Annotated in this window: 21 protein-coding genes; 13 read left to right on the top strand and 8 right to left on the bottom strand. The window is 68.4% G+C overall.

Annotated features, from left to right (window positions below; all coding sequences use genetic code 11):
- Positions 1–2: 2 nt before the first annotated feature.
- Positions 3–1,367 (top strand): APC family permease, encoded by a 1,365-nt coding sequence (locus BLO63_RS05395; RefSeq protein ID WP_091437466.1) that lies wholly within the window; start codon positions 3–5, stop codon positions 1,365–1,367.
- Between the two features lie 25 nt (positions 1,368–1,392).
- Here the strand turns inward: BLO63_RS05395 and BLO63_RS05390 are convergent, their stop codons facing one another.
- On the bottom strand, positions 1,393–2,211 hold the full coding sequence (locus BLO63_RS05390) for an alpha/beta hydrolase (RefSeq protein ID WP_091437465.1): 819 nt from the start codon (positions 2,209–2,211) through the stop codon (positions 1,393–1,395).
- A gap of 229 nt (positions 2,212–2,440) precedes the next feature.
- Between BLO63_RS05390 and BLO63_RS05385 the strand changes: the two genes are divergently transcribed.
- Positions 2,441–3,367 (top strand): glutaminase, encoded by a 927-nt coding sequence (locus tag BLO63_RS05385; protein WP_091437462.1) that lies wholly within the window; start codon positions 2,441–2,443, stop codon positions 3,365–3,367.
- Between the two features lie 136 nt (positions 3,368–3,503).
- On the opposite strand, the gene BLO63_RS05380 is transcribed toward BLO63_RS05385, so the two are convergent.
- The gene (locus tag BLO63_RS05380) at positions 3,504–3,689 is read right to left on the bottom strand and encodes a DUF2735 domain-containing protein (protein WP_091437459.1); all 186 of its coding nucleotides are present in this window, start codon (positions 3,687–3,689) and stop codon (positions 3,504–3,506) included.
- 443 nt (positions 3,690–4,132) lie between these two features.
- Here BLO63_RS05380 and BLO63_RS05375 point away from each other — a divergent pair, with 443 nt between their 5' ends.
- Positions 4,133–5,167, top strand: coding sequence for a glutamine synthetase beta-grasp domain-containing protein (locus tag BLO63_RS05375; protein ID WP_091437456.1), 1,035 nt, complete (start codon positions 4,133–4,135; stop codon positions 5,165–5,167).
- Positions 5,168–5,443: 276 nt separating this feature from the next.
- Here BLO63_RS05375 and BLO63_RS05370 read toward each other — a convergent pair whose 3' ends face one another.
- From BLO63_RS05370 to BLO63_RS05360, 3 genes are all read right to left on the bottom strand, one after another.
- Positions 5,444–6,877, bottom strand: a complete 1,434-nt coding sequence (locus tag BLO63_RS05370; RefSeq protein WP_205409268.1) for a phospholipase D-like domain-containing protein — start codon at positions 6,875–6,877, stop codon at positions 5,444–5,446.
- A 128-nt stretch (positions 6,878–7,005) separates the two neighbouring features.
- Positions 7,006–9,444 (bottom strand): endopeptidase La, encoded by a 2,439-nt coding sequence (gene lon / locus BLO63_RS05365; RefSeq protein ID WP_091437450.1) that lies wholly within the window; start codon positions 9,442–9,444, stop codon positions 7,006–7,008.
- Positions 9,445–9,458: 14 nt separating this feature from the next.
- Positions 9,459–9,878 carry an Hsp20/alpha crystallin family protein gene (locus BLO63_RS05360; protein WP_091437447.1) on the bottom strand — a complete coding sequence of 140 codons (420 nt, stop codon included), beginning with the start codon at positions 9,876–9,878 and terminating at the stop codon, positions 9,459–9,461.
- 199 nt (positions 9,879–10,077) lie between these two features.
- Here BLO63_RS05360 and BLO63_RS05355 point away from each other — a divergent pair, with 199 nt between their 5' ends.
- Complete coding sequence (locus BLO63_RS05355) at positions 10,078–10,986, top strand: AEC family transporter (protein WP_091437444.1); 909 nt, start codon at positions 10,078–10,080, stop codon at positions 10,984–10,986.
- 13 nt (positions 10,987–10,999) lie between these two features.
- On the opposite strand, the gene BLO63_RS05350 is transcribed toward BLO63_RS05355, so the two are convergent.
- Positions 11,000–12,799, bottom strand: a complete 1,800-nt coding sequence (locus BLO63_RS05350) for a heavy metal translocating P-type ATPase (protein ID WP_244517734.1) — start codon at positions 12,797–12,799, stop codon at positions 11,000–11,002.
- Positions 12,800–13,316: 517 nt separating this feature from the next.
- Between BLO63_RS05350 and BLO63_RS05345 the strand changes: the two genes are divergently transcribed.
- Positions 13,317–14,273, top strand: a complete 957-nt coding sequence (locus tag BLO63_RS05345; RefSeq protein ID WP_244517648.1) for a DUF2778 domain-containing protein — start codon at positions 13,317–13,319, stop codon at positions 14,271–14,273.
- Between the two features lie 242 nt (positions 14,274–14,515).
- Here the strand turns inward: BLO63_RS05345 and hisD are convergent, their stop codons facing one another.
- Positions 14,516–15,796: a histidinol dehydrogenase gene (gene hisD / locus BLO63_RS05340; RefSeq protein WP_091437440.1), complete on the bottom strand. Its 1,281-nt coding sequence runs from the start codon at positions 15,794–15,796 to the stop codon at positions 14,516–14,518.
- A 126-nt stretch (positions 15,797–15,922) separates the two neighbouring features.
- Here hisD and BLO63_RS05335 point away from each other — a divergent pair, with 126 nt between their 5' ends.
- From BLO63_RS05335 to BLO63_RS05315, 5 genes are all read left to right on the top strand, one after another.
- The gene (locus BLO63_RS05335; protein ID WP_018389594.1) at positions 15,923–16,471 is read left to right on the top strand and encodes a cupin domain-containing protein; all 549 of its coding nucleotides are present in this window, start codon (positions 15,923–15,925) and stop codon (positions 16,469–16,471) included.
- 192 nt (positions 16,472–16,663) lie between these two features.
- Entirely contained in the window at positions 16,664–17,662 is a 999-nt protein-coding gene (locus BLO63_RS05330; protein WP_244517732.1) for an ABC transporter substrate-binding protein, read from the top strand.
- 224 nt (positions 17,663–17,886) lie between these two features.
- Positions 17,887–18,975, top strand: coding sequence for an ABC transporter ATP-binding protein (locus BLO63_RS05325; RefSeq protein WP_091437435.1), 1,089 nt, complete (start codon positions 17,887–17,889; stop codon positions 18,973–18,975).
- Positions 18,972–20,150, top strand: coding sequence for an ABC transporter permease (locus tag BLO63_RS05320; RefSeq protein ID WP_091437433.1), 1,179 nt, complete (start codon positions 18,972–18,974; stop codon positions 20,148–20,150). The genes BLO63_RS05325 and BLO63_RS05320 overlap by 4 nt, the downstream gene beginning before the upstream one ends.
- A 1-nt stretch (position 20,151) precedes the next feature.
- Positions 20,152–20,973 carry an ABC transporter permease gene (locus tag BLO63_RS05315; protein WP_091437430.1) on the top strand — a complete coding sequence of 274 codons (822 nt, stop codon included), beginning with the start codon at positions 20,152–20,154 and terminating at the stop codon, positions 20,971–20,973.
- 25 nt (positions 20,974–20,998) lie between these two features.
- Here the strand turns inward: BLO63_RS05315 and BLO63_RS05310 are convergent, their stop codons facing one another.
- On the bottom strand, positions 20,999–21,982 hold the full coding sequence (locus BLO63_RS05310) for a LysR family transcriptional regulator (protein WP_091437428.1): 984 nt from the start codon (positions 21,980–21,982) through the stop codon (positions 20,999–21,001).
- 181 nt (positions 21,983–22,163) lie between these two features.
- Between BLO63_RS05310 and BLO63_RS05305 the strand changes: the two genes are divergently transcribed.
- From BLO63_RS05305 to tkt, 3 genes are read left to right on the top strand one after another with little or no spacing between them, the layout of a single operon-like run.
- On the top strand, positions 22,164–23,189 hold the full coding sequence (locus BLO63_RS05305) for a class 1 fructose-bisphosphatase (protein WP_091437425.1): 1,026 nt from the start codon (positions 22,164–22,166) through the stop codon (positions 23,187–23,189).
- A 13-nt stretch (positions 23,190–23,202) separates the two neighbouring features.
- A complete protein-coding gene (locus BLO63_RS05300; RefSeq protein ID WP_091437421.1) occupies positions 23,203–24,078 on the top strand; it encodes a phosphoribulokinase in 876 nt (291 codons plus the stop codon).
- A 14-nt stretch (positions 24,079–24,092) separates the two neighbouring features.
- On the top strand, positions 24,093–26,114 hold the full coding sequence (gene tkt / locus BLO63_RS05295; protein ID WP_091437417.1) for a transketolase: 2,022 nt from the start codon (positions 24,093–24,095) through the stop codon (positions 26,112–26,114).
- Positions 26,115–26,123 lie beyond the last annotated feature (9 nt).

The raw sequence follows: 26,123 nt of genomic DNA, 5'->3' as shown, positions 1-26,123 counted from the left end.
GCATGGCAAAGACGGGCGGCGAAGTTCTCAAGGGCACTCTGGGGCCGGTGGAGGCCGTCGGGCTTTCTCTGTCGGTCATCGCCCCGACCATGGGCATGGCGCTCAATGTCACCCTTGCCGTCGGCGCGGCCGGCGTCGCGGCCCCGCTTGGCTTCGCCGTAGGCACCTTTGTGGTGGGCCTTGTCGGCCTGTCCTTCGTCTTCTTCGCCAGCCGCGTCACCAGTGCCGGCTCAGGCTATGCCTATATCGGCCAGACTTTCGGCCCGCGTGCCGGCTTCATCGCCGGCTGGTGCATGGTGCTGCTCTACATCGCCGGCGGTTCGGGCAGCGCGGCGCTGGTCGGGGATTTTCTCAGCGCGGCACTCGATGACCATGGCGTGCATCTCGGCGCCTGGTGGCTGCCTGTCGCGGTTGCCGCCCTTGTCGGCGGCACGCTGCTCGCCTGGCGGGACGTGCGCCTGGCCACGCGGGTCATGCTCGTGCTGGAGCTCTCCTCCATCGCCGTCATCATCTATCTCGGCATCCGCATCCTGATCGCGGTCGAGGCCCAGGGCGGGCTGAGCCTGGCGCCGTTCCACCCCGATCCGACCATCGGCTGGTGGGGCATCGGCTATGCGGTGGTGTTCGCGGTGCTGTCCTTCGCCGGCTTTGAGGCGGCGGCCACGCTGGCCGAGGAAGCCGGGCAGCCCGGCCGCACCATTCCCATCGCGCTGGTCGGCTCGGTGGTGGTGGCCGGCCTGTTCTTCGTCTTCGCTTCCTATATCCAGGTGATCGGCTTCGGGCTCGACAACATGAAGGCGCTGGCGGCCAGCGATGCGCCCCTCAACACGCTGGCGCTGAAATACGGCAACATCCACATCGCCACCGCGCTCGACCTCGCGGCATCCGTTTCCGCCGTCTCCTGCGTGCTGGGCACGCTCTCGGCCGGCGCGCGCATGCTGTTCGTGCTTGGCCGTGGCGGGTTGTCCGACAGGCTGGCGCGGGTGCATCCGCGCTATGGCACGCCCGTCGTCGCGGTGGGCGTGGTGAGCCTGTCGATGCTGGTGGGGCTGCTGGCCTGGGCACCCTTCATCGGGCCGGCGAGCTATTACGACAATGTCGGCACCATCGGCGTGCTGGCGCTGATCGTCGCCTATCTCGGCGTGACCGCCGCCGCCGCAGTGCACGCGGTGCGGGCTGGCAGCCGGCTGTGGCTGGTGCTGGGCGCTCTCGGCACGCTGGCGATGCTGTGGCCGCTCTATAACTCGATTTATCCGGTGCCAGCCTTCCCGGACAATCTGTGGCCCTACATCGTCGCCTTCTGGATCACCCTCGGCGGGGCGCTGGTGCTGCTGAAGCCGGCGATCGGGCGCCGGAAGGTGGGCTGATCGCGGCCTGCCGCCCGCCGCCGGCTCAGTTCAGCCCGCCGCCCAGCGTGCGCGCGGCCCTTTCGATGACGGCGGCGACCTCGCGCGGATGGGATTCGTAGACCGAATGGCTGGCGCCGGGAATGGTGGTGATCGGCGCCCCCGCCCGCTCGTAGTAGAACCGCTCCAACTCCGGATTGATGATCTGGTCATCGCCCGCGACGATGCCCCAGCTCGGCTTCGACTGCCAGGCGGCGGCGGTGAGCGGGGTGCTGAACACGCTGGCGGCGGCGAGCACCTGGGCGCGAGCCTCGAAGGTCGCCCGCGCCACCGGCAGGTCCGGGGCGAACAGCCTGGGGAACAGCGCGGGGTTCAGATAGGTGTAGCCATCCGCAGTCTTCTCGACGGCGCCAGGGGTCTTCGCCAGCACGCTCGGCATGGTCGCGCCCAGCGCGGCCTCGTCCTCGCCGACATCGGGAGCGTGGGCGGCGACATAGACGAGGCCCGCCACCTTCGCATGCATGCCGGCTTCGGTGATGATCGAGCCGCCATAGGAATGGCCGACCAGCAGCGTCGGGCCATCCTGCAGATCGAGCACCCGCTTGGTGGCGGCGACATCGTCGGCGAAGGAGGTTTCCGGCTCCTGCACCATCGTGACATGGAAACCGTCCGCCACCAGATGGTCGTAGACCGCTTTCCAGCCGGAGCCATCGACCCAGGCGCCGTGCACCAGCACGATGTTGCGCAGGGGCGCGGCGGCCGGCGCCGTCTGCGCCATGGCGGGCAAGGCGAGCGGTAAGGCGAGCGGCAGGGCGAGACAGAGGGCACTGGCGAGCGCCAGCGCGGCGCGGGGGCGGCAGGGCATCGGCTTTACTCCCGTCTTGGCGCCGGCGCGCGATCGGCGACTGGCTGATGGCTCACCCTAGGCCCGACGGAAGGGCGGTTCTTTCGCGAATGCCGCGCCATCTGTGCAAGCCATGGGTGGCGCCGGCGGGCCGGCCCGCGAGCGGCACCCGCCTTGCACGGTGCTGGCCTTCCACCGCATCGCTGCGTTACAGGCGATGGAGCCCCAGCCAAGAAGGTGACCGATCGCCGTGCCCGAGCTTGAGACCGTCGTCCGCGAGATTGCCGAAGAGATGCGCGCCCGTCCCGACCGGGGCGAGGTGGCCAGCTACATTCCCGAACTGGCGCGGGCCGACGCCAATGCCTTCGGCATCGCGGTGGTTGACCGCGAGGGCCGTGTGGTGGTGGGTGGCGATGCCGAGGCGGCGTTCTCGATCCAGAGCATTTCCAAGGTCTTCACCCTGACGCTGGCGCTGGGCAAGATCGGCGATCGGCTGTGGCGCCGGGTAGGGCGCGAGCCTTCCGGCAGCCCGTTCAATTCCATCGTTCAGCTGGAGAACGAGCACGGGATTCCGCGCAACCCCTTCATCAATGCCGGCGCCATTGCCGTCACCGACGTCATTCTCTCCGGCCACCAGCCGCGCGACACGCTGGGCGAGATCCTGCGCTTCCTGCAGTTCCTCGCCGAGGACCCGGCGATCGGCATTGACGAGGCGGTGGCGGCGTCCGAGCAGCGCACCGGTTTTCGCAACCGGGCGCTGGCGAACTACATGAAGTCGTTCAACGTGCTGGAAAACCCGGTCGACTTCACGCTCGGCGTGTATTTCCACCATTGCGCCATCGCCATGAGCTGCCGCCAGCTCGCCATGGCGGGTCGCTTCCTCGCCCATAATGGGCGCAACCCGGCCACCGGCTTCAGCGTGGTGTCGCCGGAACGGGCGCGGCGCATCAACGCCATCATGCTGACCTGCGGCCATTATGACGGCTCGGGCGAGTTCGCCTATCGCGTCGGCTTGCCGGGCAAGAGCGGGGTGGGGGGCGGCATTCTGGCAGTGGCGCCAGGCAAGGCTTCGATCGCCGTGTGGTCGCCGGGACTGGACGCCAGCGGCAATTCGCATCTCGGCCGCATTGCCCTGGAAAGGCTGACCCAGCGCATGGGCTGGTCGATCTTCGGCTAGTCCGATCGTCGGCTGATCGAAGTGGTCCAGATACAACAAGAGGGCCGGACGGTCAGTCGCGGCCCTCTTGGGCGGTGGTGGGTAGCTGGGGGGCACGAGGCACTGAGGTCATCCGCAAGACAGGCACGGATGCGGCTCAGTTGGTGCGCCCGCCATCTTCCTTGATGGCCTCTTCATGGTACCAGCTCCCGATCATGACGCGGGGCGATACCTTGAGGGCCTCGGAAGACAGCAGATCCGGACGACGCGCGGCAAGGCCGGCACGGCCCCCGACGGGGAAGGGGACGATCTGCGCGCTCTCGCGCTGGGTGTGAGCGTTCATGGCACGTTTCTCCTTTCTGGGCTGCGCGTTCCTGCGCCAGCCCTTGGTTTACCTATAACATCTTTTGCATGGCGTTTGCGCAAGATGCACATTTTGCAATCACAATGAGCATAGAATATGTGCACCGCCACACGCTTCTGCAAGTCCTGCGGGGGTAACGGCGTTCGCCCCCCGAGGGTTGCATCGGCTGTTGCAGCGCAGCAGGCGCTCGGCAGGTGCTGGGGGGCCGCAAACGCCGCAGGATCAACGCGAATCAACCTGTTCTCCGCCGGTGGACCGGACGTCTCCGTCGCCGTCGCCTCCCGCCGACGGGGCGCCTTCGAGCCCGGCGCCGACCATTTGGCACAGCATATGCTTGTGTGAGGCTAGCCGTTGGCGGTCGCACGGCCGGCACAACGACCAGGGCTGTTCGGCACCCGGTCTTAAGTGATGAGAGACACGCAATGACGAAGTACAAACTCGAGTACATCTGGCTCGACGGTTACAAGCCGACCCCGAGCCTGCGCGGCAAGACCCAGATCAAGGAATTCGACCACTTCCCCTCGCTGGAAGAGCTCCCCCTGTGGGGCTTCGACGGTTCGTCCACGGAGCAGGCCGAGGGCCGCAGCTCCGACTGCGTGCTGAAGCCCGTCGCGCTGTATCCCGATCCGGCCCGCAAGAACGGCGTGCTCGTGATGTGCGAAGTGATGATGCCCGACGGCGTCACCCCGCATGCCACCAATGCCCGCGCCACCATTCTTGACGACGAAGGCGCCTGGTTCGGCTTCGAGCAGGAATACTTCTTCTACAAGGACGGCCGTCCGCTCGGCTTCCCCGAGCATGGCTATCCCGCGCCGCAGGGCCCCTATTACACCGGCGTCGGCTACAAGAATGTCGGCGACGTGGCCCGCGAGATCGTGGAAGAGCATCTCGAGCTCTGCCTCGAAGCCGGCATCAACCATGAAGGCATCAACGCGGAAGTCGCCAAGGGCCAGTGGGAATTCCAGATCTTCGGCAAGGGCTCCAAACGCGCTGCTGACGAAGTGTGGATGGCCCGCTACCTGCTGCTCCGTCTGACCGAAAAGTATGGCGTGGACATCGAGTTCCACTGCAAGCCGCTCGGCGATACCGACTGGAACGGCTCGGGCATGCACTGCAACTTCTCCACCAAGTATCTGCGCGAAGTGGGTGGCAAGGAGTATTTCGAGGCGCTGATGGCCGCCTTCGAGAAGAACCTTGACGATCACATCGCGGTCTATGGTCCGGACAACCATCTGCGCCTGACCGGCAAGCACGAGACGGCGCCGTGGAACAAGTTCTCCTACGGCGTGGCGGATCGTGGCGCCTCCATCCGCGTGCCGCACTCCTTCATCCGCAACGACTACAAGGGCTACCTTGAGGATCGCCGCCCGAATTCCCAGGGCGACCCCTACAAGATCGCTTCCCAGGTCCTCAAGACGATCTCGCAAGTCGAAATCAAGGCCGTTGCCGCCGCGTGAGGTGCGAAGCGGCGGGACACCCCGCCGCCGGCACTCTCCCGAGACCCATCTCCCGAGTCGGGTCCCCGTCTCGCTCAAGCCAGCCCCTCGCGGGGCTGGCTTTTGTTTTGGTGCGGGCGTCGACCCTCCCGATAGCCGCCACCCACCTCTGAAGCGTCACTTTCAGGCACGGCGCGGCCATCCCGTCTTTCGGCCTTGCTCGACGGCCGATACGCGGCTGCGCCCGTCGTGGAGCCCCGGTCATGCCCGGCTGTGACGGGGCCGTCGCCCCGCGCCTCACAGATAGGGCGAGGCCAGCCAGATGGCGCGGTTGCGCAGTTTCTTCAGGAAAGGCCGGGCTTTGAGGGTCGCCGCCGTCTCCTGCTGCCCATCCGCCACCATGGCGGCGATCCGCGCCTCGATCTCCCCGGCGATGGTGGGGTCGTAGAGTTCGAGATCGAGCTCGAAATTCAGCCGCAGGCTGCGCGGGTCGAGATTGGACGAGCCGACATAGGCCCAGCTGCCATCCACCGCCATCAGCTTGGAATGGTCGAACATGCCGCCCGCCCGCCACACGCGGCAGTCACCCGCCAGCACCTGGTCGAGCTGCGCGGTCATGGCGTAGTCGACCAGCTTGAGGTTGTTGGCGGAGGGAATGACCACATCCACCTCCACTCCGCGGCGCCCGGCGACCGAGAGCGCGCCGATCAGCTGCTGGTCGGGCAGGAAATAGGGCGAGCACAGGCTCACCCGGCTCTGCGCCATGGTGAGCGCGCCCATGATCATGGAATGGGCGCAGGCGAGGTTGCGGTCGGGGCCTGAGGGCACCACCCGCACCGCCACCGGGCCGCGCGGCGTGGTGTGGTCGCCCTCCGCCCAGGCCGGTCCTTCGAGATGCTCGTCGGTGGTGAAGGCCCAGTCCTGCGCGAACACGGTGAGCAATTGCTCCACCGCCGGTCCCTCGACGCGGAAATGCGTGTCGCGCGCCGGGCTGTCGCCGGCATGGGCGCGGGTGAACTGGGCGCGGATGTTCATGCCGCCGGTAAAGGCCAGCGTGCCGTCGACGATCAGTATCTTCCGGTGGCTGCGCAGATTGGCATAGGGCAGGCGCAGGCCGATCAGATTCCCCATGAACAGGTCGGTCACCACGCCGCCGGCCTGCAAGAGCCCGACGATGGAGGGGCGCGAATAGCGCGCGCCGATGGCGTCGATCAGCACCCGCACCGCCACGCCGCGCTTGCGCGCCGCGATCAGCGCCTCGGCGAACTGAATGCCGACGGGGTCATTGTCAAAGATATAGGAGGAGAGGGCGACATGCCGTTGCGCCCCGGCAATGGCGGCGAGCATGGCGGGATAGGCTTCATCACCGCTGTCCAGCATCGCCACCGCATTGCCTGTTGTCAGCGGAAAGGCGGAAACCCGGTCGCCGAGCCGCTTCATCGCCGAGAGGCTGGGCGAGAGCGCGATGGCGGCGGGCGGCCGCTCATGCCGGCGGTGGCGGTCCTGGCTGGCGCGCCGGCGCCCGGCCGCGCTCTGGCGGATACGGTTGATGCCGGCGACGAGATAGAGGAAGGCCCCGATCAGCGGCGACAGCAGGATGACGCCGACCCAGCCAATGGCGGCGCGCACGTCGTCCTTGGTCATCGCGGCGTGGATGGCGGCGACAAGGCCCACCGTACCACTCGTGACGAGCACGATGTGCGGCCAGTAGGTCGACCAGAAACTCTCCATGGCACCCATTGATCGGTTAAGGCAGGGCGTCTCTAGCCCGTTTCCCGCCCAGCGTCATCTGCGGCCAGGGCGGCAGAAGAAAGGCCGCCCCGGCATTGTTCCGGGACGGCCCGTTTGCTGCGGCCGGTTCAGCTCGCCGCCTTGAAGGCCGGCGCCTCGCTTCCCGCCTCGCCCGGCTCCAGCGCGGCGGCGATGGCGTCGTCCACCCGCTCCAGCCAGACGAATTCCAGCCGGTCCCGCGCGTCCTGAGGGATATCCTCATAGTCGCGCCGGTTACGGGCCGGCAGCATCACGCGGGTGAGGCCCGCCCGCGCTGCCGCCACCACCTTCTCCTTGATGCCGCCGACCGGCAGCACCAGCCCGCGCAGGGAGATTTCGCCGGTCATTGCCGTGTCCTTGCGCACCGTGCGACCGGTGAGCAGCGAGACGAGGGCGGTGAACATCGCCACCCCCGCGCTCGGCCCGTCCTTGGGCGTCGCCCCCGCCGGCACATGCACATGCACGTCGCTGGTGGCGAAGATCCCCGGGTCGATGCCGAGCTCGACGGCGCGGCTCTTCACCAGGCTCCAGGCCGCCTGCGCGCTCTCCTTCATCACCTCGCCGAGCTGGCCGGTGAGGATCAGCCCGCCGCGCCCGGGGATGCGGGTCGCCTCGATGAACAGGATGTCGCCGCCCACCGGCGTCCAGGCGAGGCCGGTGGCGACGCCGGGCACGCTGACGCGCAGCGCCACCTCATCCTCGAAGATCGGCGGCCCCAGCAGCTCCGGCAGCGTCTCGGCGCCGATGCGCACATGGGTCGCGCTGCCCTCGGCGATGTCGACCGCGACATGGCGGACGGCGCGGCCGACCTCGCGCTCCAGATTGCGCACGCCGGCCTCGCGCGTATAGGCGCGGATCAGCGCCTTCAGCGCCTCGTCGTCGATCTCCACCTGCTCGGGCGTGACGCCATTGGCCTCCAGCTGGCGACGGACCAGATAGCGCCGGGCGATCTGCAGCTTCTCGCTGTCGGTGTAGCCGGTCAGCTGGATGATCTCCATGCGGTCGCGCAGCGGGCCGGGGATCGTATCGAGCATGTTGGCGGTGGCGATGAACACCACGCGCGACAGATCGAACGGCACGCCGAGATAATTGTCGCGGAAGGTGCCGTTCTGCTCGGGGTCGAGCACTTCCAGCATCGCCGCCGACGGGTCGCCCTGAATGCCGGAGCCCATCTTGTCGATCTCGTCCAGCATCATCACGCAGTCGCGGGTGCCGACCTTGCGGATGCCCTGGATGATGTTGCCGGGCAGCGCGCCGACATAGGTGCGCCGGTGGCCGCGAATCTCCGCCTCGTCATGCACGCCGCCGAGCGAGACGCGGACGAATTTGCGGCCCATGGCGCGGGCGATGGACTGGCCGAGCGAGGTCTTGCCGACGCCGGGCGGACCGGCGAAGCACAGGATCGGCGCCTTGCCGTTCGGTGCCAGCTTGCGCACGGCGAGATATTCGACGATGCGGCGCTTGATCTTGTCGAGGCCGAAATGGTCCTCATCAAGCACACGCCGGGCCTCCACGATGTCGATCGGCGCGGTCTCCGGCAGCTTCCACGGCAGGGCGATCAGCCAGTCGAGATAGGTGCGGATCATGCCGTATTCGGCGCTGGAATCCTGCATGCGGCGCAGCCGGCCCAGCTCCTTGCGGGCCATCTGCTCCACATCCTCCGGCATGCCGGCCTCGATGATGGCAGCATCGAGATCGGCGATTTCCTGGCTGTTGCCGCCATCCTCACCGAGCTGCTTCTGGATCGCCGCCATCTGCTCGCGCAGCAGCACCTCGCGCTGGCGTTCGTCCAGCGACGCCTTCGTCTGCTTGCCGATTTCCTGCGACAGCCGCAGCACCTCGATGCGGTGGGCGAGCAGGCGCGAGATCTTCGCCATGCGGGCGCTGATATCGACCGTCTCCAGCAGTTCCTGCTTTTCGTCCGGCGAGATGTCGGCATAGGCGGCGACGAGATCGGCAAGCCCGGCCGGCGAATTGGCACCGCGCACGGCGGCGACCAGCTCGGCCGGCACCTGCGGCAGCAGTTCCATCACCTCGTTCGCCTGGCTCTGCAGGTGAACGAAGCGGGCCTCGATCTCGGAGCTGCGTTCCTCGCTCTCCTCGATCCGCGTCACGCGGGCGGTGAGGAACGGCTTTTCGCGCACGAAGTCTTCGACATGGAAGCGCTGCTCGCCCTGGCAGACCAGGTGATGCGTCCCGTCGGGGGCGGTGACATAGCGCAGGATGTTGGCGATCACGCCCATGCGGTGCAGGTCGGTCGGGCCCGGCTCCTCCACCGCCGGGTCGCGCTGCATGAGGATGCCGACGGGCCGCCCCTCGCGCACCGCCTGCTGGGCGGCGGCGATGGAGGCCGGGCGCGCCACCGCCACCGGCATCACCACGCCGGGGAACAGCACGAGATTGCGCACCGGCAGCAGGATCATCTGGTCATCCGGCACATTGCCATTGGTGGCGCCGCCGTTTCCGGCATTGCCGCCGGAATCGGCCATGCGGAGCGGGGAATATCTGTCGAAATCGGGATGTGTCATCGGTTCAATCCCCCTCAAACCTTGCGCAGCACGATGGCGAGGCAGCCATTGACCACGCGCGGGCGGTTCACCTCGTAGCGGCCGGGCGGCAGAGCGAGCTGGCGCTCGAACCGGCCCTGCGGCAGCTCCATGCGGTGGATGGTGGCGCGGTGCAGCTCTGGCGGCAGCACGCGGGCGCCGGCGATGGTGAGCACGCCGTTCTGGATCGACACCGTCATGCGGTCGGGGTCGACGCCGGGCAGGGCGGCGAGCACCAGCAATTCGTGGTCGGTCTCCAGCATGTCGACCGGCGGCTCCCAGCACGGGGCACGGTGACGCGCCGGCGCCTCGGGTCGCGCTACCGGCTGGAACATCTGCCGGTGCAGGCGGTCGGCGCGGTTGAGCATCTCGACCGCGTCCGACCACATCCACAGGCGGGGATCAGTCTTGTTCATGGGCTTCTCCTGGCAGGCCCAAATTCCCCTGGGGGGTGGAGGCCCACGCAGGCTCATATAGTGATGCCGATCGGCAACACCAGTGAGTGGCACCGGTGCAGTGCGGCGATCTGGAAAACCGCCCGCGTGACGTCCGGCGGGATTTCCGGCAATCCTGAACCGACTACCGCCGGAACGGCGGACGCGGAGATCGCTGGCAATGTCGGAAATACTGCTGATCGTGCTGTGCCTCGCCATCGGCGTGCTGCTGCGGCTGTCCGGCCGGCTGCCGGAGAGCGCCACCAAGGTGCTGGGCGGCTGGGTGATCAATGTCGCGCTGCCGGCGGCGGCGCTGCACAGCGTGCAGGGCGTGACCCTTCGCCCCGACTGGTGGCTGGCGGCAGCAACGCCCTGGCTCGGCGTCCTCGTCTCCATCGCGCTGCTGGTGCCGCTCTGCCGCTGGCTCGGCTGGTCGCGCCAGCGCACCGGCGCCATCCTGCTGGTGGCCGGCTGGGGCAACACGTCTTTTGTCGGCCTGCCGATGATCGCCGCCTTCGCCGGCAGCCAGTGGCTGGGGCTCGGCATCGTCATCGACCTGTTCGGCACCTATCTCGCCGTGTCGACGCTGGGTCTCGCGGTCGCCACGGTGGCGATTTCAGGCCGGCTCGACCTCGCCGTGGTGGCGAAGCGCATCGCCACCTTCCCGCCCTTCTATGCGGTGCTGATCGCCTTCGCGACCAATGATCTGGCCCGGCCCGACTGGCTGCAGCAGCTGATCGAAATCCTCGCCAACACGCTGACCCCGATCGCGCTGGCGGCGGTGGGCTTCGCGCTGCGGCTCGACCGGCTGGCGGGTCGCGCCGGGCCGGTGGCGCTGGGCCTGTTCCACCGGCTCATTCTCGCGCCGGCATTGCTCATCGGCTTCTATCTCGCGCTCGGACAGGCCGGCGATCCCGTTGCCAAGGTAGCGATGCTGGAAATGGCGATGCCGCCCATGCTGGGCGCCAGCATCATCGCCATGGAACACGAGCTGGAGCCCGACCTCGTGGCGCTGCTGATCGGCCTCGGCGTGCCACTGTCTCTGCTCACCGCCTGGGGCTGGTGGTCGATCATCGCGCCGCTGGGGTGAGGCGGGCCGCCGCTCAGCCCTTTGCCTCGGCCCGCGGCGCGCGCAACGCCCGCAGCGCGTTGAGGATCACCGCCACGTCGATCAGCTCCTGCAAAAGCGCGCCTTCCACCGGCGCCAGCAGGCCGAAGGCGGCGGCGATCATGCCGAGGGTGGAGAGGCCGATGCCGGCGACGACGCTCTGCACCGCAATGGCGCGGGAGCGGCGGGCGATCGCCATCGCGTCGATCAGCCGGTCGAGCTTGTCGACCAGGACGACAATGCTGGCGGCCTCCGACGCGGCGGCCGAGCCCCGTCCGCCCATCGCGACGCCGATATCGGCCGCGGCCAGCGCCGGGGCATCGTTGACCCCGTCGCCGATCATCATGACAGGGCCGCCGGCGCGCTCGGCGGCCACGGCGGCCGCCTTGTCCTGCGGCGTCATGTTGCTCAGCACGGCGTCGAAGCCGAGGCCGGCGGCGATCGCCTCGGCCCGCCCGGTCTCGTCGCCGGTGGCGAGGATGAGGCGGGCGACGCCCATTTCGCGCAGGGCGCCGAGCACCGCCTGCGCCTCCTCGCGCACCGCGTCGGCAAGCAGCAGCGCGCCGGCCAGAGCGCCATCCACCGCCACGGCGACCACCACCGTGCCCGGCCTTCCGGCCCACGCCGCCCGCCCGGCCACGACCTGCGGGTCCAGGGCGCTCGCCGCCAGCCGGGCGGCGACGAAGCCCCAGCCGCCCACCGCCACCTCATGGCCCTCGACGCGGCCGGTGAGGCCGGCGCCGGGTTCCTCGTTGATGTCGTCGGGCGAGGCGAGGGTGAGGCCGCGCGCGCCCGCCGCTTCCACCAGCGCGCTCGCGACCACATGGGCGGAGGCCTGGTCGAGCGAGGCCGCCAAGCGCAGCACCTCGTCCGGCGCAAGCCCGCCACCCACCGTGATGGCGACCAGCTTGGGGCGCCCGCCGGTGAGGGTGCCGGTCTTGTCGATGAGCACGGTACGGAGATTCGCCAGCCGCTCCAGCGCCCCGCCATCCTTCACCAGCACGCCGCGCCGGGCGCAGCGCGAAATGCCTGAAATGATCGCCACCGGCACGGCGAGGATGAGCGGGCAGGGGGTGGCGATCACCAGCACCGCCAGCAGGCGGATGGGGTCGCCGCTGAACGCCCAGGCGGCGCCGGCAATGACCAGCGTCAGCGCGAGAAAGCCCAGCGCGTAGCGATCGGCGAGGCGCACCATCGGCGCCTTCGACTGCTGGGCGGCGGCCACCAGCCGGACGATGCCGGCATAGGTGCTGTCCGCCGCCGCGTGGCTGGCGACGAGATCGAAGGCGTCGCCGGCATTGGTCGCCCCGCTCATGACCTCTTCGCCCCGCGCCCGGCGCACAGGCAGCGCCTCGCCGGTCAGCGCCGACTGGTCGAGCGCGGCAAGGGCGCTGTCGAGCGTGCCATCCACCGGCACAACCTCGCCCCGCCGCACCAGCAGGCGGTCGCCGGGGCGCAGCGCGTCGAGCGGGATGTCCGCCAGCCGGCCGTTCTCATAGCGCGCGGCGGTGCGCGGCACCCGGGCCAGCAGGGCGCTCATCTCCCGCGCCGCCCGGCGCTGGGCAAAGGCCTCCAGCGCCTCGCCGCCGGTGAACATCAGCGCGACGATGGCCCCGGCCAGATTCTCGCCGAAGACGAGGGCGGTCGCCATGGCCAGGGCGGCGATGAGATCGAGGCCGAACTCGCCGCGTCGCAGGCTGGAGAGGATGTGGAGGACGAGCAGGCCCAGCACCAGCGCCGTCGCCCCGGCCCAGATGCGCTCGGCGAGCAGGCCCCGCCCGGCGGCCCACGCCATTCCACCGGCCGCCAGCGCCAGCAGCAGCGCGGGCAGCAGCAGGTTCCGAAGTTCCGGCGCGCGTCGTCGCACGGGTTTCGGTTCCGGGTGCGGCGCAAGGTCGGCGACAGCAGGAGGGGTCACGAAGACACCGTCGGTTCGCCGGGCAGATGACCTGCCGGCATTCCTGTCTTTAGTAATTCCAAACTAGAGTGATTGCTATCGCCCGGACCACTGATTTCAGGCCAAAGGACGGCGTGCCGCGGAGCGAGGGGGCCGCCGGTGCACAGGCGGCGCGTTGGTGCCAGAGCCGGGTTGTCGGCACGGCATTAATGAAATATTACCTAAAATTGGCTAGGAACGATTTGGCTTGGGGGCCACCGGCGGACAATGGCTTGGGCGCCGGTGCCGTGTGCAACCGAAGGCTGACGCCGGGCGTGGACGATCTGCGGGTCGTGCGCGAACGTCCGTCATCTGTATAGAGATGCCTATGCGGCTAGTTGGCTCGTTCCTTATCGGCTCGGCGGGATTTGTTGGCGTGGCGGTTGCCGTCGCGTGGATTTCCAACACCGCGATTCCGACCCCCGCCGATGCCGCGCGCGTCGATCCCCCGCTCATGTCGGCACCTCCCGCGCCGGCCGTCGCCAGCGTGGTGGTGGACGAGCCTTCGCCGCCGCCGACCTATTCGGTCATGGACATCCGCAATTTCCAGACGGCCGGCGCCTTTGCGCCGCCGCGCGACTGGCTGTTCAATCCCGACCCGATGGTGGCGCGTCCGGCCGCCGTTGCCGCGGCCCCGGACGCGACCGTGCCGCCGATGGAGACGGTGAGCACCGTGCCGCTGCCGATGGCCAACCCGCTCTTTGCCGGGCGCGTGATGCCGGGGGACGAGCCGGAGGACGTGCTGACGCTGGCCCCGCGCCCGCCGCGCAAGCCCGATATGGAAGCGCAGATCGCCGCCCTTCCTCCGCCGATGGAGGAAGACGAGCCGGCCGAGCCGGAGGCGCCGCCCGCCGCCACCGAGGCGCCGAAGGACGAGCTGCGCTACCCCACGAGCGAAGACAAGTTCGCCATTTACGACATTCGCGCCAAGAAGCTCTATCTGCCCAACGGCAAGAAGCTGGAGGCGCATTCCGGCTATGGCGACAAGTTCGACGATCCCCGCTACGTGCATGTGAAGATGCTCGGCCCCACCCCGCCGAACCGCTACAAGTTGCGCATGCGCGAGGCCCTGTTCCACGGCACCGAGGCGGTGCGCATGACCCCGGTCGGCGACGGCAAGATGTATGGCCGCAACGGTTTCCTGCTCCACCCCTATCTTCTGGGGCCGCGCGGCGATTCCAATGGCTGCATCTCGCTGGCCGATTACGACGCCTTCCTGGTCGCCTTCAAGAAGGGGCATGTCGAGGAAGTCATCGTGGTCGAGGCGATGCCGAAATCGGCCGAGCCGGCCAACCCGCTGCTCTCCTGGCTGACCGGCGGCAAGAGAGACTGAGCACGCGGGACTGAGCAGGCGGGACTGAACAGGCGGGTGCGACCGCGCCTTTCCATTGAGGCGGCGGGCCAGCTGCAATCCCGAGCGTGCCTACCTCAATTGGGCCTCCAAATGTCGAAAGCCCCCAGAGCCGGCGAGGGCCGGTTCTGGGGGCTTTTTGTTGTCGAGACGTCAAGGAAGCGAGACGCGCCCCCGTCCGTACCAGGGCTCGGGGGACAGGGGCGCGCTCGACGTGCCGCCGCTCACCCCTGGACGCGGTAGGCGGCGGCGCGGCGGTGGCCTTCGAGCCCTTCGCTGGCGCTCTGGCGGATGGCCGGCGGGGCGACGGCGGCGACGCCGCGCGCGTCCAGCCATTGATGGGTGCAGATCTTGACGAAGGAGCCGACCCAGAGCCCGCCGGTGTAGCGGCCGGCACCCATGGTCGGGAGCGTGTGGTTGGTGCCGCAGCATTTGTCGGAATAGACGACGCTGGCCAGCGTACCGATGAACAGCGAGCCGTAATTGCGCAGCTTCGCCGCCATGGCGTGCGGGTCGGCGGTGTGCACCTGCAGGTGCTCGGCGGCGATGTGGTCGGAATAGGCGATCATCGCCTCTTCGCTGTCGCACACGACGATCTCGCCGAAATCCGCCCAGGCCTTGCCGGCCACCGGCGCGGTGGAGAGCGTGGCGAGCTGCTTCTCCACTTCCACCAGCGTGGCCTCGGCGAGCGCGCGGCTGGTGGTGATGAGGCCGACCCGGGTGCGGATGTCGTGCTCGGCCTGGGCCAGCAGATCGGTGGCGATCATCTCCGCGTCGCCGGTCTCGTCGGCGACGATGAAGATCTCGCTCGGCCCGGCGAGCTGGTCGATGCCGACGGGGCCGAACACCTGCCGCTTGGCCTCGTTGACATAGGCATTGCCGGGGCCGACCACCTTGTCGACGGCGGGAATGGTTTCAGTGCCGAACGCCATCGCCGCGATCGCCTGGGCGCCACCGACGCGGAAGATGCGATCGGCGCCGGAGAGGTGGCAGCCGGCGATCATCGCGGGGTGGGCGGTCGGCGGAAGGCAGGCGATCACCTCGTCGCAGCCCGCCACCTTGGCCGGCACGATGGTCATGATCGGCGCGGACAGCAGCGGGTAGCGCCCGCCGGGCACATAGGCGCCGACGCGCTGGATCGGGATCACCCGATGGCCGAGATGCAGGCCGGGCAGCGCCTCGATGTCCAGCGGCAGGATGGTGGCAAGCTGCGCCTGCGCGAAGGCCCGCACCCGCTCGATGGCGAATTCGGTATCGGTGCGGGTCTGCGGGTCGAGAGCGGCCAGCGCGCTTGCGCGCTCCTCGGCCGTCACCTCAATGGAGGCGACATCGCTCTTGTCGAACAGCTTGGAATAATTGCGCACCGCCGCGTCGCCACCGGCCCGTACGGCGTCCAGCACCTCCTTGACGGTCGCCGCGATCTGGTTGGTGTCGCTGCCATCGTCCGGGCGCGGCGCCTTGACGGGGTGGATCTGGTCGGCAAGGGCGGGGCTGAGCGCGGGCATGGCGGTTTCCTGTGAGGATCGGCCGATGGTGAGGCCGCCCGTCCATGCCGGCAATTGGCGACGAAGCGACTGTCTATTATATTCTCCACCCTGCCCGGAATTCGCGCCACGCAGACGAGGCCCCGCATGCCGCATATCGGACCCGGAATTCGCGAGCTGCGCCGCCGCCGCAATCTCGGCATCCGCCGGCTGGCGCTGCGCTCCGGCGTCTCGCATTCCTCGATCTCGCTGATCGAGCGCGACCGCATCAGCCCGTCCATCGACACGCTCGCCGCCATATTGGAGGCCTTGGGAACGACGCTGGTCGGCTTTTTCTCCGAGCTTCAGCAGATGTCGTCCTACTCGCCCTTCTATGAAGCCTCGGAACTGCCGGAAGTGGGCAGTGGCGAGGCGATTTCCTACCGGGTGATCGGCATCAACCACCCCAACCGGCAGATTCTTGTCCTGCACGAAACCTATGCTGTCGGTGCCGATACCGGGGAGGCCTTCTCGCACACCGCGCAGGAGGCCGGCATGGTGATCCGCGGCGCGGTGGAGGTGACGGTGGAGAACAATTCCAAGATCCTGCATGCTGGCGACGCCTATTATTTCGACAGCAAGCTGCCGCACCGCTTCCGCAATGTGGCGGAGGAGCCGAGCGAGATTGTCAGCGCCATCAATCCGCCCACCTATTAGGCGCCGCGCCGCTCGAAAATCGGGCAGAATCGGTTAGTATATTCACCATACCCCCCGGCCGGGTCCCCGCCGTTCTGTCGCCCATGCCGGGGGCGTGCTTTGCTGCGGGGACAAGCGACAACAGGGGGAAATTCCATGAAGGCGACATCGACTCTTCTGCGGATCGGCGGCGCAGGCCTCGCCCTTGGCCTGATGGTGGCCGGCGGCACGGCCTCGGCCCGCGACCTCACCGTCGTGTCCTGGGGCGGTAACTACCAGGACGCCCAGAAGAAAATCTATTTCGAGCCCTTCTCCAAGGAGATCGGCAAGCCGGTGCTGGACGAGAGCTGGGATGGCGGCATCGGCGTCATCGCCGCCAAGGTGAAGGCCGGCGTGCCGAACTGGGACGTGGTGCAGGTCGAGACCGAGGAACTGGAACTCGGCTGCGCCGACGGTTTCTATGAGAAGATCGACTGGGCCACGCTCGGCGGCAAGGACAAGTTCCTCCCCGCGGCGGTCAGCGATTGCGGCGTCGGCGCCATCGTCTGGTCGACCATGCTGAGCTACGACGCCGACCGGCTCAAGACGCCCCCGACCTCCTGGGCGGATTTCTGGGATACCACCAAGTTCCCCGGCAAGCGCGGCTTCCGTCGCGGCCCGAAATATTCGCTCGAATTCGCCCTGATGGCCGACGGCGTGAAGCCGGAGGAGGTCTACAAGGTTCTCGGCACGCCGGAAGGCGTCGACCGCGCGTTCAAGAAGCTGGACGAGCTCAAGCCGAACATCGTGTGGTGGGAAGCCGGCGCGCAGCCGCTCTCGCTGCTGGCCTCGGGCGAAGTGGTGATGTCGACCGCCTATAATGGTCGCCTCGCCGGCATCAACAAGACCGAAGGCAAGAACTTCCAGGGCGTCTGGCCGGGCAGCATCTATGCCATCGACAGCTGGGTCATCCTCAAGGACAGCCCGAATGCCAAGGAAGCGATGGACTTCATCGCCTTCGCCAGCGCGCCGGCCAACCAGTCGAAGCTGCCGGACTACATCGCCTACGGCCTGCCCAACAAGGAAGCCGCCGCGATGGTGCCCCCCGCCCTGCAGAAGGACCTGCCGACCACCCAGGCCAACCTCACCGGCGCCATCGCGCTGGACGGCGCGTTCTGGGTCGACAATGTCGAGGAACTGACCAAGCGCTTCAACGCCTGGCTGGCGAAGTAAGGCGCCCCACGCGGGCCGTGCGCGTGCCGGCCCGCCGACGACTCCACATTTCCGGGCCGCGCCTTTCGAGGGCGCGGCCCGGCCTCTAATCCGCCCCCTTGTGCGGGCGAAGGCGGGACCGGCGCCCGCAACTGCCGAAAGGCGGGGACGGGAGCGGCCGGCGCTTGGTGCGGGCTGCCCGCCCGGGTAACGTCAGGGCCAAGCCCATCACTCGGAGATTGCGGTTGGCGCCCTTCATCCATTTCGATCAGGTCACGAAGTCCTTTGGCCCGCTGCGTGTGGTCGACAATCTCGATCTCCAGGTCGCCAAGGGCGAGTTCGTCAGCCTGCTCGGTCCGTCCGGCTCGGGCAAGACCACCATCCTGATGATGCTGGCGGGTTTCGAGCACCCCTCGCACGGGGCCATCTGGCTCGACGGTACCCGGATCGAGAACCTGCCCTCGCACAAGCGCAATATGGGCGTGGTGTTCCAGAACTACGCGCTGTTTCCCCACATGACCGTGGCCGAGAACGTCGCCTTCCCGCTCGTCATGCGCGGCGTGGGCAAGGGCGAAGCCGGCGAGCGCGTGGCGCGGGCGCTGGACATGGTGCGCCTCGCCCATCTGAAGGACCGCCGCCCGGCCCAGCTCTCCGGCGGCCAGCAGCAGCGCGTGGCGCTCACCCGCGCGCTGGTGTTCGAACCCACCGTGGTGCTGATGGACGAACCGCTCGGCGCGCTCGACAAGCAATTGCGCGAGCATATGCAGCTCGAACTGCGCGACCTGCACCGCAAGCTCGGCCTGACGGTGATCTTCGTCACCCATGACCAGTCCGAAGCGCTGACCATGTCGGACCGCATCGCCGTGTTCAATCGCGGACGCATCGAGCAGCTCGACACGCCGGAAGGCATCTATGACCGCCCGCGCACCCGCTTCGTCGCCGAATTCATCGGCGAGACCAACCTGTTCGAGGGGGTGGTGAAGCAGGTGGAAGACGGCATCGCCGAGGTCGCACTCACCAGCGGCGTCGTCGTGCGCGCCGCGCTGCTCGGCCCGGTGGAGATCGGCGCGCCGATCCTCGCCTCGGTGCGGCCGGAGCGGCTGCACCTCCAGGACGGGCCGGGAACGGGCAATGTGATCCCGGTCACCGTCACCGATAATGTCTATCAGGGCGACCATCTGCGCACCCATCTCGTCGGTCCGGGGATAGAACTCGTCGGCAAGGTGCAGCGGCGCGTGCCGGTGGGTCCGGTCGGCAGCACCGCCTTCGCCTGCTTCGAGCCGTCTGAATGCACGTTGATCGCGCCTGATAACGCGCCGGGAAGCGCTTCATGAGCGGGTCCCCGGCACGCGCCCGCGTCTCGGCGCTTCTCCTGGTGGCGCCGCTGTTCCTGTTTCTGGCGGCGTTCTTCGTCTGGCCGCTCGTCATGATGATCACCGTCTCCGTCACCGACGGTACGGTGCGGCAGGTGATGCCGGAAACCGCGAGCTCGATCCGTGCCTGGGACGGCTCCGGCCTGCCGCCGCAAGAGGTGCAGGACGCGCTCATTGCCGATCTGCGCGCGCCGAGCGAGCAGATGGCGTTCGGCGATGCCGTGCGCCGGCTCAACAGCGAAGTGTCGGGCTTCCGCACCCTGCTCAGCCGCACCGCCAGCGCGGTACGCGACGCGCCGGCTGGCCAGCCCATCCACCTCGCGGCGATCGACCCGCGCTGGGGCGAGGGGCGCTACTGGCAGGCGCTGCAACGGGCCATGCCGAACTACACCGACCGCAACCTGCTCGCCGCCGTCGATCTCAAGCGCGACACCGAGGGCAGCATCACCGCCGACGTCTCGGCCAACCGCGTCATCATGGTCCGGACCTTCACCATCGCCGCGCTGGTGACGCTGCTGTGCGCCCTCATCGGCCTGCCCTATGCGATGATCGCCGCCGCCAGCACGGGCTGGGTGCGCAATGGGATGCTGCTCGCCGTGCTGCTGCCGCTGTGGACCTCGCTGCTGGTGCGCACCGCCTCCTGGGTGATCCTGCTGCAGAATGAGGGGCTGATAAACAAGGCGCTCCTCGCCATCGGCATCGTCGACCAGCCGCTGCAGCTGATCTTCAACCGCACCGGCGTCATCATCGCCATGACCCATGTGCTGCTGCCCTTCATGGTGCTGCCGATCTATTCCGTGCTGCTCGGCATTCCACGCAACCTGATGCCGGCGGCTTCTTCGCTCGGGGCCAGCCGGCTGCGGGCCTTTTGGCATGTGCTGCTGCCGATGGCGCTGCCCGGCGTTGCCTCCGGCTCACTGCTCGTGTTCATGGTGGCGCTGGGCTATTACATCACCCCGGCGCTGGTCGGCGGGGCGGAGGACCAGATGATCTCCTCCGTCATCGCCTTCTTCGCCACCGGCACGGCGAACTGGGGCATGGCCGGCGCGCTCGGCCTGATCCTCCTGGTCGCGACGACAGCGCTCTATCTCGTCTATGGCCGCCTGTCGCGTTCGCCCAACATGGTGGGAGCCTGAGATGGCGGCGCATTCCCCCGCCTTCCGCACCGGCCAGATCGTCTTCGGTGCCGCGGTGGTGTTCTTTCTGGTGGCGCCCGTGATCGCCATCCTGCCGCTGGCGTTCAATTCCAGCGTGTTCCTGAACTACCCGATCGAGAGCTTCTCCTCGCGCTGGTTCGTCGAGTTGCAGACCAGCGAGACCTGGCGGCGGTCCATCATCAACAGCCTGATCATCGGCTGCGGCGCCACCGTGCTGTCGACCGTCATCGGCACGCTGGCGGCGCTCGGCCTGCGCAATGCCCGCCTGCCTTTCGCCAGCCTGCTGCGGGTGATGTTCCTGCTGCCCATGGTGGTGCCGGCGGTGGTGCTGGGCGTCGGCATGCAGATTCTCTACACGCGGCTCGGCCTTGCCAGCACCCATCTCGGCGTCATCGTCGCCCATTCGGTGCTGTGCGTGCCCTTCGTCATTGTCAGCGTCTCGGCCTCGCTCGGAGGCATTGACGGGTCGATCGAGCGGGCGGCGAGCAGCCTGGGCGCCAATCCCGCCACGGTGTTCCGGCGCATCACCCTGCCGCTCGCCTTGCCGGGGGTGATCTCGGGCGCGGTGTTCGCCTTCGCCACCTCGCTGGACGAGGTGGTCATCACCCTGTTCGTCGCCGGCCCGAACCAGCGCACGCTCGCCCGGCAGATGTTTTCGAGCATCCGTGAGAATGTGAGCCCGACCGTGGCGGCCGCCGCCTTCCTGCTCATCATCGGCACGCTGTGCCTCGCGGGCCTCGCCGGGCTGCTGCGCTGGCGCCAGAGCCGGCTGGCCAAGGCGACGGCGTCAGAGGCGGCGTAACGCCCGGGCATAGGCGCGTGGAGAGCTACGGCTTCTCCCGCGCTTCCGCTGCCCGTCGCTCCGCCTCCCGCGCGGCCCTTGCCTCGGCTACGCCGGGCAAATGCAGTGTGTCGGGCAGGAATTCCGGTCCGCGCCGGGCGAGAAATTCGGTCAGCGCCGCCGCCGGGGGCGTGAGGCGCTTGGCCGAGCGCTTCACCACGAACCATTGCCGCACCTCCGGCAGCCCCTCGACATCGAGCACGGCGAGGCGCCCATCCGCCACCTCAGCCGCGATGGTGTGGGCGGAGATGAAGGCGAGGCCCAGCCCCGCCATGACAGCCTGCTTGATGGTCTCGTTGGAATCGATCTCCATGCCGATGCGCGGCTCGATGCCGGATTGCTGGAAGAACCGCTCCATCAGCCCGCGCGTGCCCGAGCCCGGCTCGCGCGACATGAAGGTGGAACTGGCCAGCACCGTCGGAAGAATGCGCCGGCCGAGCAGGGGATGATCGGCCGGGGCGATCAGCACATGCGGATGGTCGCCGATCAGCGTCTTGTCGACCTCGATGTCGAGCGGCGGCCGGCCCATGACGGCGACATCGATGGCGTCCGAGCGCAGGCCGGCGATGATCGCCTCGCGATTGCCGACCGAGATCACCACGTCGATGCCGGGATGGGCGCGGGTGAAGGCGCCGAGCGCCGCCGGCACGAAATATTTCGCCGTCGACACCAGCCCCACCGAGACCCGACCCGAGCGAAGCCCCTTCATTGAATCGAGCGCCGCGCCGCAATCGGCCAATGCGTGCTCGATGCGGGCGGTGGCGGCGAGGATCTCGCGGCCGGCGGCGCTGGGCTGGAAGCGGTCTCCGGCGCGGTCGAGCAGCGGCAGCCCCAGATGCTGTTCGAGCAATTGCACCTGCATCGTCACCGCCGGCGGGGTGACGTTCAGCTTCTTGGCGGCGCCGGTGACGCTGCCCGTCTCGACGATGGCGGCGACGGCCCGCAGCTGCTTGAGCGTGGCATTACGCATGGAACATTACATTTCAGCTAAATTGAAGCGATAGGTTAGATTATTCGAATTTCCTTACGCCGGCAATTCAGGCAGTCTGCGATCAACAAAAGGCGTCCGCCGCTTCGGGTCCCCGCTCGAAGGCACACGGAAACGACACGCCAAAGGGCTCAAGCCCACAAGAACATAACTGGGGAACGCCATGACACGCCCGACATTGCAGGACCACCTTGAGGGGTGGTCACAGGCCGACGCCCTGCGTCGCGACGTCGCCGACGCCGTGCTCGCTCTGGCCGGCGCCGGCATGAAGATCGCCGAGCTCCTTGCCGCCGGCCCGCTGGCCGGCCCGCTCGCCACCGTGCGCGGCTATCACGCCGATGGTGATAGCCAGAAGGAACTCGACCTGATCGCCGACGATCTGGTCCGCGACGCGCTGGCGGGCGCGCCGGTCGCCCTTTTCGGCTCCGAGGAAGCCGATGAGGCGGTGCTGCTGGACGCCGCCGGCACGCTGGCGGTGGCGGTCGATCCGCTGGACGGCTCGTCCAATATCGACAGCAACGCCACGGTCGGGACGATCTTCTCGATCCTGCCCTATGTCGGCGCCGATTCGCTGCTGCAGCCGGGACGGGCGCAGCTCGCCGCCGGCTTCCTGCTCTACGGCCCGCAGACCGCGCTGGTGCTGACGGTGGGCATCGGCACGCAGATTTTCATTCTCGACCGTGCCAGCGGTGCCTTCCTGCTCGCCGAGGAGCGGGCGCTGGTGCTGCCGGAAACGGCCGAATACGCCATCAACGCTTCCAATCTGCGCCATTGGGACGTGGCGATCCGCTGCTATGTCGAGGATTGCCTGGCCGGGGCCGACGGGCCGAGGGGCAAGGATTTCAACACCCGCTGGGTCGCGTCCATGGTGGCGGATGTGTTCCGCATCCTGGTGCGCGGCGGGGTCTATCTCTATCCCGGCGACGCCCGCCGCGGCTACGGCCAGGGCCGCCTGCGGCTGGTCTACGAGGCCAACCCCGTCGCCTTCCTGATGGAACAGGCGCAGGGCGGCGCCACCGACGGACGCCTGCCGATCCTCGATCTGGTTCCGTTGAGCCTGCACCAGCGCGTGCCGCTGGTGTTCGGCTCGCGCGCCGAGGTCGAACGCATTGCCCGCTACCACTGCGACGCCGCCGCCATGCCGGAGCGCTCGCCCCTGTTCGGCCGCCGCGGCCTGCTGCGCGCCTGAGGGAAGAGGACCCATGTCGATCCATCATCCCATCATCTCCGTCACCGGCTCGTCCGGCGCTGGCACCACCTCTGTGCGGCGCATCTTCGAGCAGATCTTCCGCCGCGAGGACGTGCTCGCCGCCTATATCGAGGGCGACGCCTATCACCGCTATGACCGCGCCGAGATGAAGCGCGTCATGTCGGAGGAAGCCTCGCGCGGCAACCATCACTACAGCCACTTCGGGCCGGATTCGAACCTGTTCGAGGAGCTGGAGGAGACGTTCCGCTCCTATTCGCAGACCGGCACCGGCAAGTACCGCCACTATGTCCATGACGACAAGGAAGCGGCCGAATATGGCGGCGCGCCCGGCACCTTCACGCCTTGGGAGCCGATCCCGACCCCGACCGACCTGCTGTTCTACGAAGGACTGCACGGGGCGGTGGCGAGCGGCAATATCGACGTCGCCCGCTATGCCGACCTCAAGATCGGCGTGGTGCCGGTCATTAACCTCGAATGGATCCAGAAGATCCACCGCGACCGTTCCCATCGCGGCTATTCGACCGAGGCGGTGACCGACACCATCCTGCGCCGCATGCCGGACTACGTGAACTACATCTGCCCGCAGTTCACCCACACCGACATCAACTTCCAGCGCGTGCCGACGGTGGACACCTCGAACCCGTTCATCGCCCGGTGGATCCCCACGGCGGACGAATCGATCGTCGTCATCCGGTTCAAGAGCCCGCGCGGCATCGATTTCCCCTACCTGCTCTCGATGATCCAGGGCTCCTGGATGAGCCGCGCCAATTCCATCGTGATCCCCGGCGGCAAGCTCGACATCGCGATGCAGCTCATCCTGACGCCGATGATCCTCAACCTCGTCGAGAAGAAGCGGCGCGCCGCGTGAAACGGGAGGACAGCATGTTGACCAGCCACTCTGCGGCGCTGCGTCCCCACCGGGACCCTGCCGACATCCCTCATGACGACATGGCGAACGCCCTGCGGGCGCTGGCGATGGACGCGGTGGAACAGGCCAAGTCAGGCCATCCCGGCATGCCGATGGGCATGGCCGATGTCGCCACTGCCCTGTTCTCGCGCTTCATGAAGATCGACCCGCGCCGCCCCGACTGGCCGGACCGCGACCGCTTCATTCTCTCCGCCGGCCACGGCTCGATGCTGCTCTATGCCATCAACCATCTGCTCGGCTATGCCGACATGGGCACCGACCAGCTCAGGAACTTCCGCCAGCTCGGCGCCATCACCGCCGGCCATCCCGAGCACGGCCACACGCTCGGCGTCGAAACCACTACCGGCCCGCTGGGGCAGGGGTTGACCACGGCGGTCGGCCTGGCGCTGGCCGAGCGGATGCTGAACGCCCGCTTCGGCGACGAGCTGGTCGACCACCACACCTATGTCATCGCCGGCGATGGCTGCCTGATGGAGGGCATCAGCCACGAGGCGATCGATCTCGCCGGGCACCTCAAGCTCGCCAAGCTGATCGTGCTGTGGGACGACAACGGCATCTCCATCGACGGCAAGACCTCGCTCTCCACCTCCACCGACCAGCTCGCCCGCTTCGCCGCCTCGGGCTGGAAGGTGATGCGGGTCGACGGCCACGCCCATCACGCTCTGATCGACGCGCTCAGTGAGGCGCGCAGCAGCGACAAGCCGGTGCTGATCGCCTGCCGCACCACCATCGGCTACGGCGCCCCGACCAAGGCCGGCACGGAAGCCGTGCACGGCGCCCCGCTCGGCGCCACCGAGATCGAAGGCGCGCGGGCGGCGCTCGGCTGGAACCATCCGCCCTTCGAGGTGCCGGACAGCGTGCGGACGGCCTGGGCGGATATCGCCGAGGCCGGCGCCAAGGCCCGCGACGCCTGGGAGAAGCGGCTTTCCGCCTCCGGCCGCCGCGCCGATTTCGAAGCGGCGATGGAGGGCGACCTTCCGGCCGACTTCGACGAGAAGCTCACCGCCTACAAGCGCGAGCTGTCGCTGACCGCGCCGAAGGTGGCGACCCGCAAGGCCTCGGAAATGGCGCTCGGCGTCATCAACCGGGCGACCGACCTCACGGTGGGCGGCTCGGCGGACCTCACCCATTCCAACCTCACCCTCACCAAGGGCATGGAGTCGGTCACGCCGGGCAATTATGCCGGCCGCTACATCCATTACGGCATCCGCGAGCACGCCATGGCGGCTGTCATGAACGGCCTCGCGCTGCATCGCGGCTCGATCCCCTATGGCGGCACCTTCATGGTGTTCTCGGACTATGCCCGAGGCGGCATGCGGCTCTCGGCGCTGATGGGCCAGCGCGTCGTCTATGTGCTGACGCACGATTCCATCGGCCTCGGAGAGGATGGGCCGACGCATCAGCCGGTCGAACATCTCGCCATGCTGCGGGCGACGCCGAACCTCTATGTGTTCCGCCCGGCCGACGCGGTGGAGACGCTGGAAGCCTGGCAGCTCGCTTTGCATGCGGAGGGCACGCCCTCGGTGCTGGCGCTTTCGCGGCAGAACCTGCCGACCTTCCGCACCGAGCACAGTGAGGAGAACCTCACCGGCTACGGCGCCTATGTCGCTCGCAAGCCCAAGCGCCGGCGCGACGTGACGCTGCTCGCCACCGGCTCGGAAGTTGAGATCGCCTTCAAGGGGGCGGATCTGCTGGCCGAGCGCGGTGTCGATGCCGCCGTCGTCTCCATGCCGTGCTGGGAGCTTTTCGAGCGCCAGAGCCATGAGTACCGCCGCGCCGTGCTCGGCACCGCCCCGCGCGTCGCCATCGAGGCCGCCGCCCGGCTTGGCTGGGACCGCTGGATCGGCGAGCGCGGACGCTTTGTCGGCATGGAGGGCTTCGGCGCCTCCGGCCCGGCGGGCGAGCTCTACCGCCACTTCAACATCACCCCGGAGGCAGTGGTCGACGCGACCTGCGACCTCCTGACCTGCGCCTGAGCCAGAGGA

This window comes from Ancylobacter rudongensis (assembly GCF_900100155.1).
Lineage (GTDB): Bacteria > Pseudomonadota > Alphaproteobacteria > Rhizobiales > Xanthobacteraceae > Ancylobacter > Ancylobacter rudongensis.
This window is presented reverse-complemented; position numbering and strand designations above follow the sequence as displayed.

Excerpts from the sequence above, each read along its gene's own strand:
- BLO63_RS05380 (WP_091437459.1), bottom strand. The coding sequence starts at position 3,689 with ATGAACGCTCACACCCAGCGCGAGAGCGCGCAGATCGTCCCCTTCCCC.
- BLO63_RS05350 (WP_244517734.1), bottom strand. The coding sequence starts at position 12,799 with ATGGCGTGGGCCGCCGGGCGGGGCCTGCTCGCCGAGCGCATCTGGGCC.
- BLO63_RS05335 (WP_018389594.1), top strand. The coding sequence starts at position 15,923 with ATGCCGCATATCGGACCCGGAATTCGCGAGCTGCGCCGCCGCCGCAAT.
- BLO63_RS05320 (WP_091437433.1), top strand. The coding sequence starts at position 18,972 with ATGAGCGGGTCCCCGGCACGCGCCCGCGTCTCGGCGCTTCTCCTGGTG.
- BLO63_RS05370 (WP_205409268.1), bottom strand. The coding sequence starts at position 6,877 with ATGGAGAGTTTCTGGTCGACCTACTGGCCGCACATCGTGCTCGTCACG.
- BLO63_RS05355 (WP_091437444.1), top strand. The coding sequence starts at position 10,078 with ATGTCGGAAATACTGCTGATCGTGCTGTGCCTCGCCATCGGCGTGCTG.
- BLO63_RS05300 (WP_091437421.1), top strand. The coding sequence starts at position 23,203 with ATGTCGATCCATCATCCCATCATCTCCGTCACCGGCTCGTCCGGCGCT.
- tkt (WP_091437417.1), top strand. The coding sequence starts at position 24,093 with ATGTTGACCAGCCACTCTGCGGCGCTGCGTCCCCACCGGGACCCTGCC.
- BLO63_RS05315 (WP_091437430.1), top strand. The coding sequence starts at position 20,152 with ATGGCGGCGCATTCCCCCGCCTTCCGCACCGGCCAGATCGTCTTCGGT.
- BLO63_RS05305 (WP_091437425.1), top strand. The coding sequence starts at position 22,164 with ATGACACGCCCGACATTGCAGGACCACCTTGAGGGGTGGTCACAGGCC.
- lon (WP_091437450.1), bottom strand. The coding sequence starts at position 9,444 with ATGACACATCCCGATTTCGACAGATATTCCCCGCTCCGCATGGCCGAT.
- BLO63_RS05375 (WP_091437456.1), top strand. The coding sequence starts at position 4,133 with ATGACGAAGTACAAACTCGAGTACATCTGGCTCGACGGTTACAAGCCG.
- BLO63_RS05395 (WP_091437466.1), top strand. The coding sequence starts at position 3 with ATGGCAAAGACGGGCGGCGAAGTTCTCAAGGGCACTCTGGGGCCGGTG.
- hisD (WP_091437440.1), bottom strand. The coding sequence starts at position 15,796 with ATGCCCGCGCTCAGCCCCGCCCTTGCCGACCAGATCCACCCCGTCAAG.
- BLO63_RS05360 (WP_091437447.1), bottom strand. The coding sequence starts at position 9,878 with ATGAACAAGACTGATCCCCGCCTGTGGATGTGGTCGGACGCGGTCGAG.
- BLO63_RS05310 (WP_091437428.1), bottom strand. The coding sequence starts at position 21,982 with ATGCGTAATGCCACGCTCAAGCAGCTGCGGGCCGTCGCCGCCATCGTC.
- BLO63_RS05390 (WP_091437465.1), bottom strand. The coding sequence starts at position 2,211 with ATGCCCTGCCGCCCCCGCGCCGCGCTGGCGCTCGCCAGTGCCCTCTGT.
- BLO63_RS05330 (WP_244517732.1), top strand. The coding sequence starts at position 16,664 with ATGGTGGCCGGCGGCACGGCCTCGGCCCGCGACCTCACCGTCGTGTCC.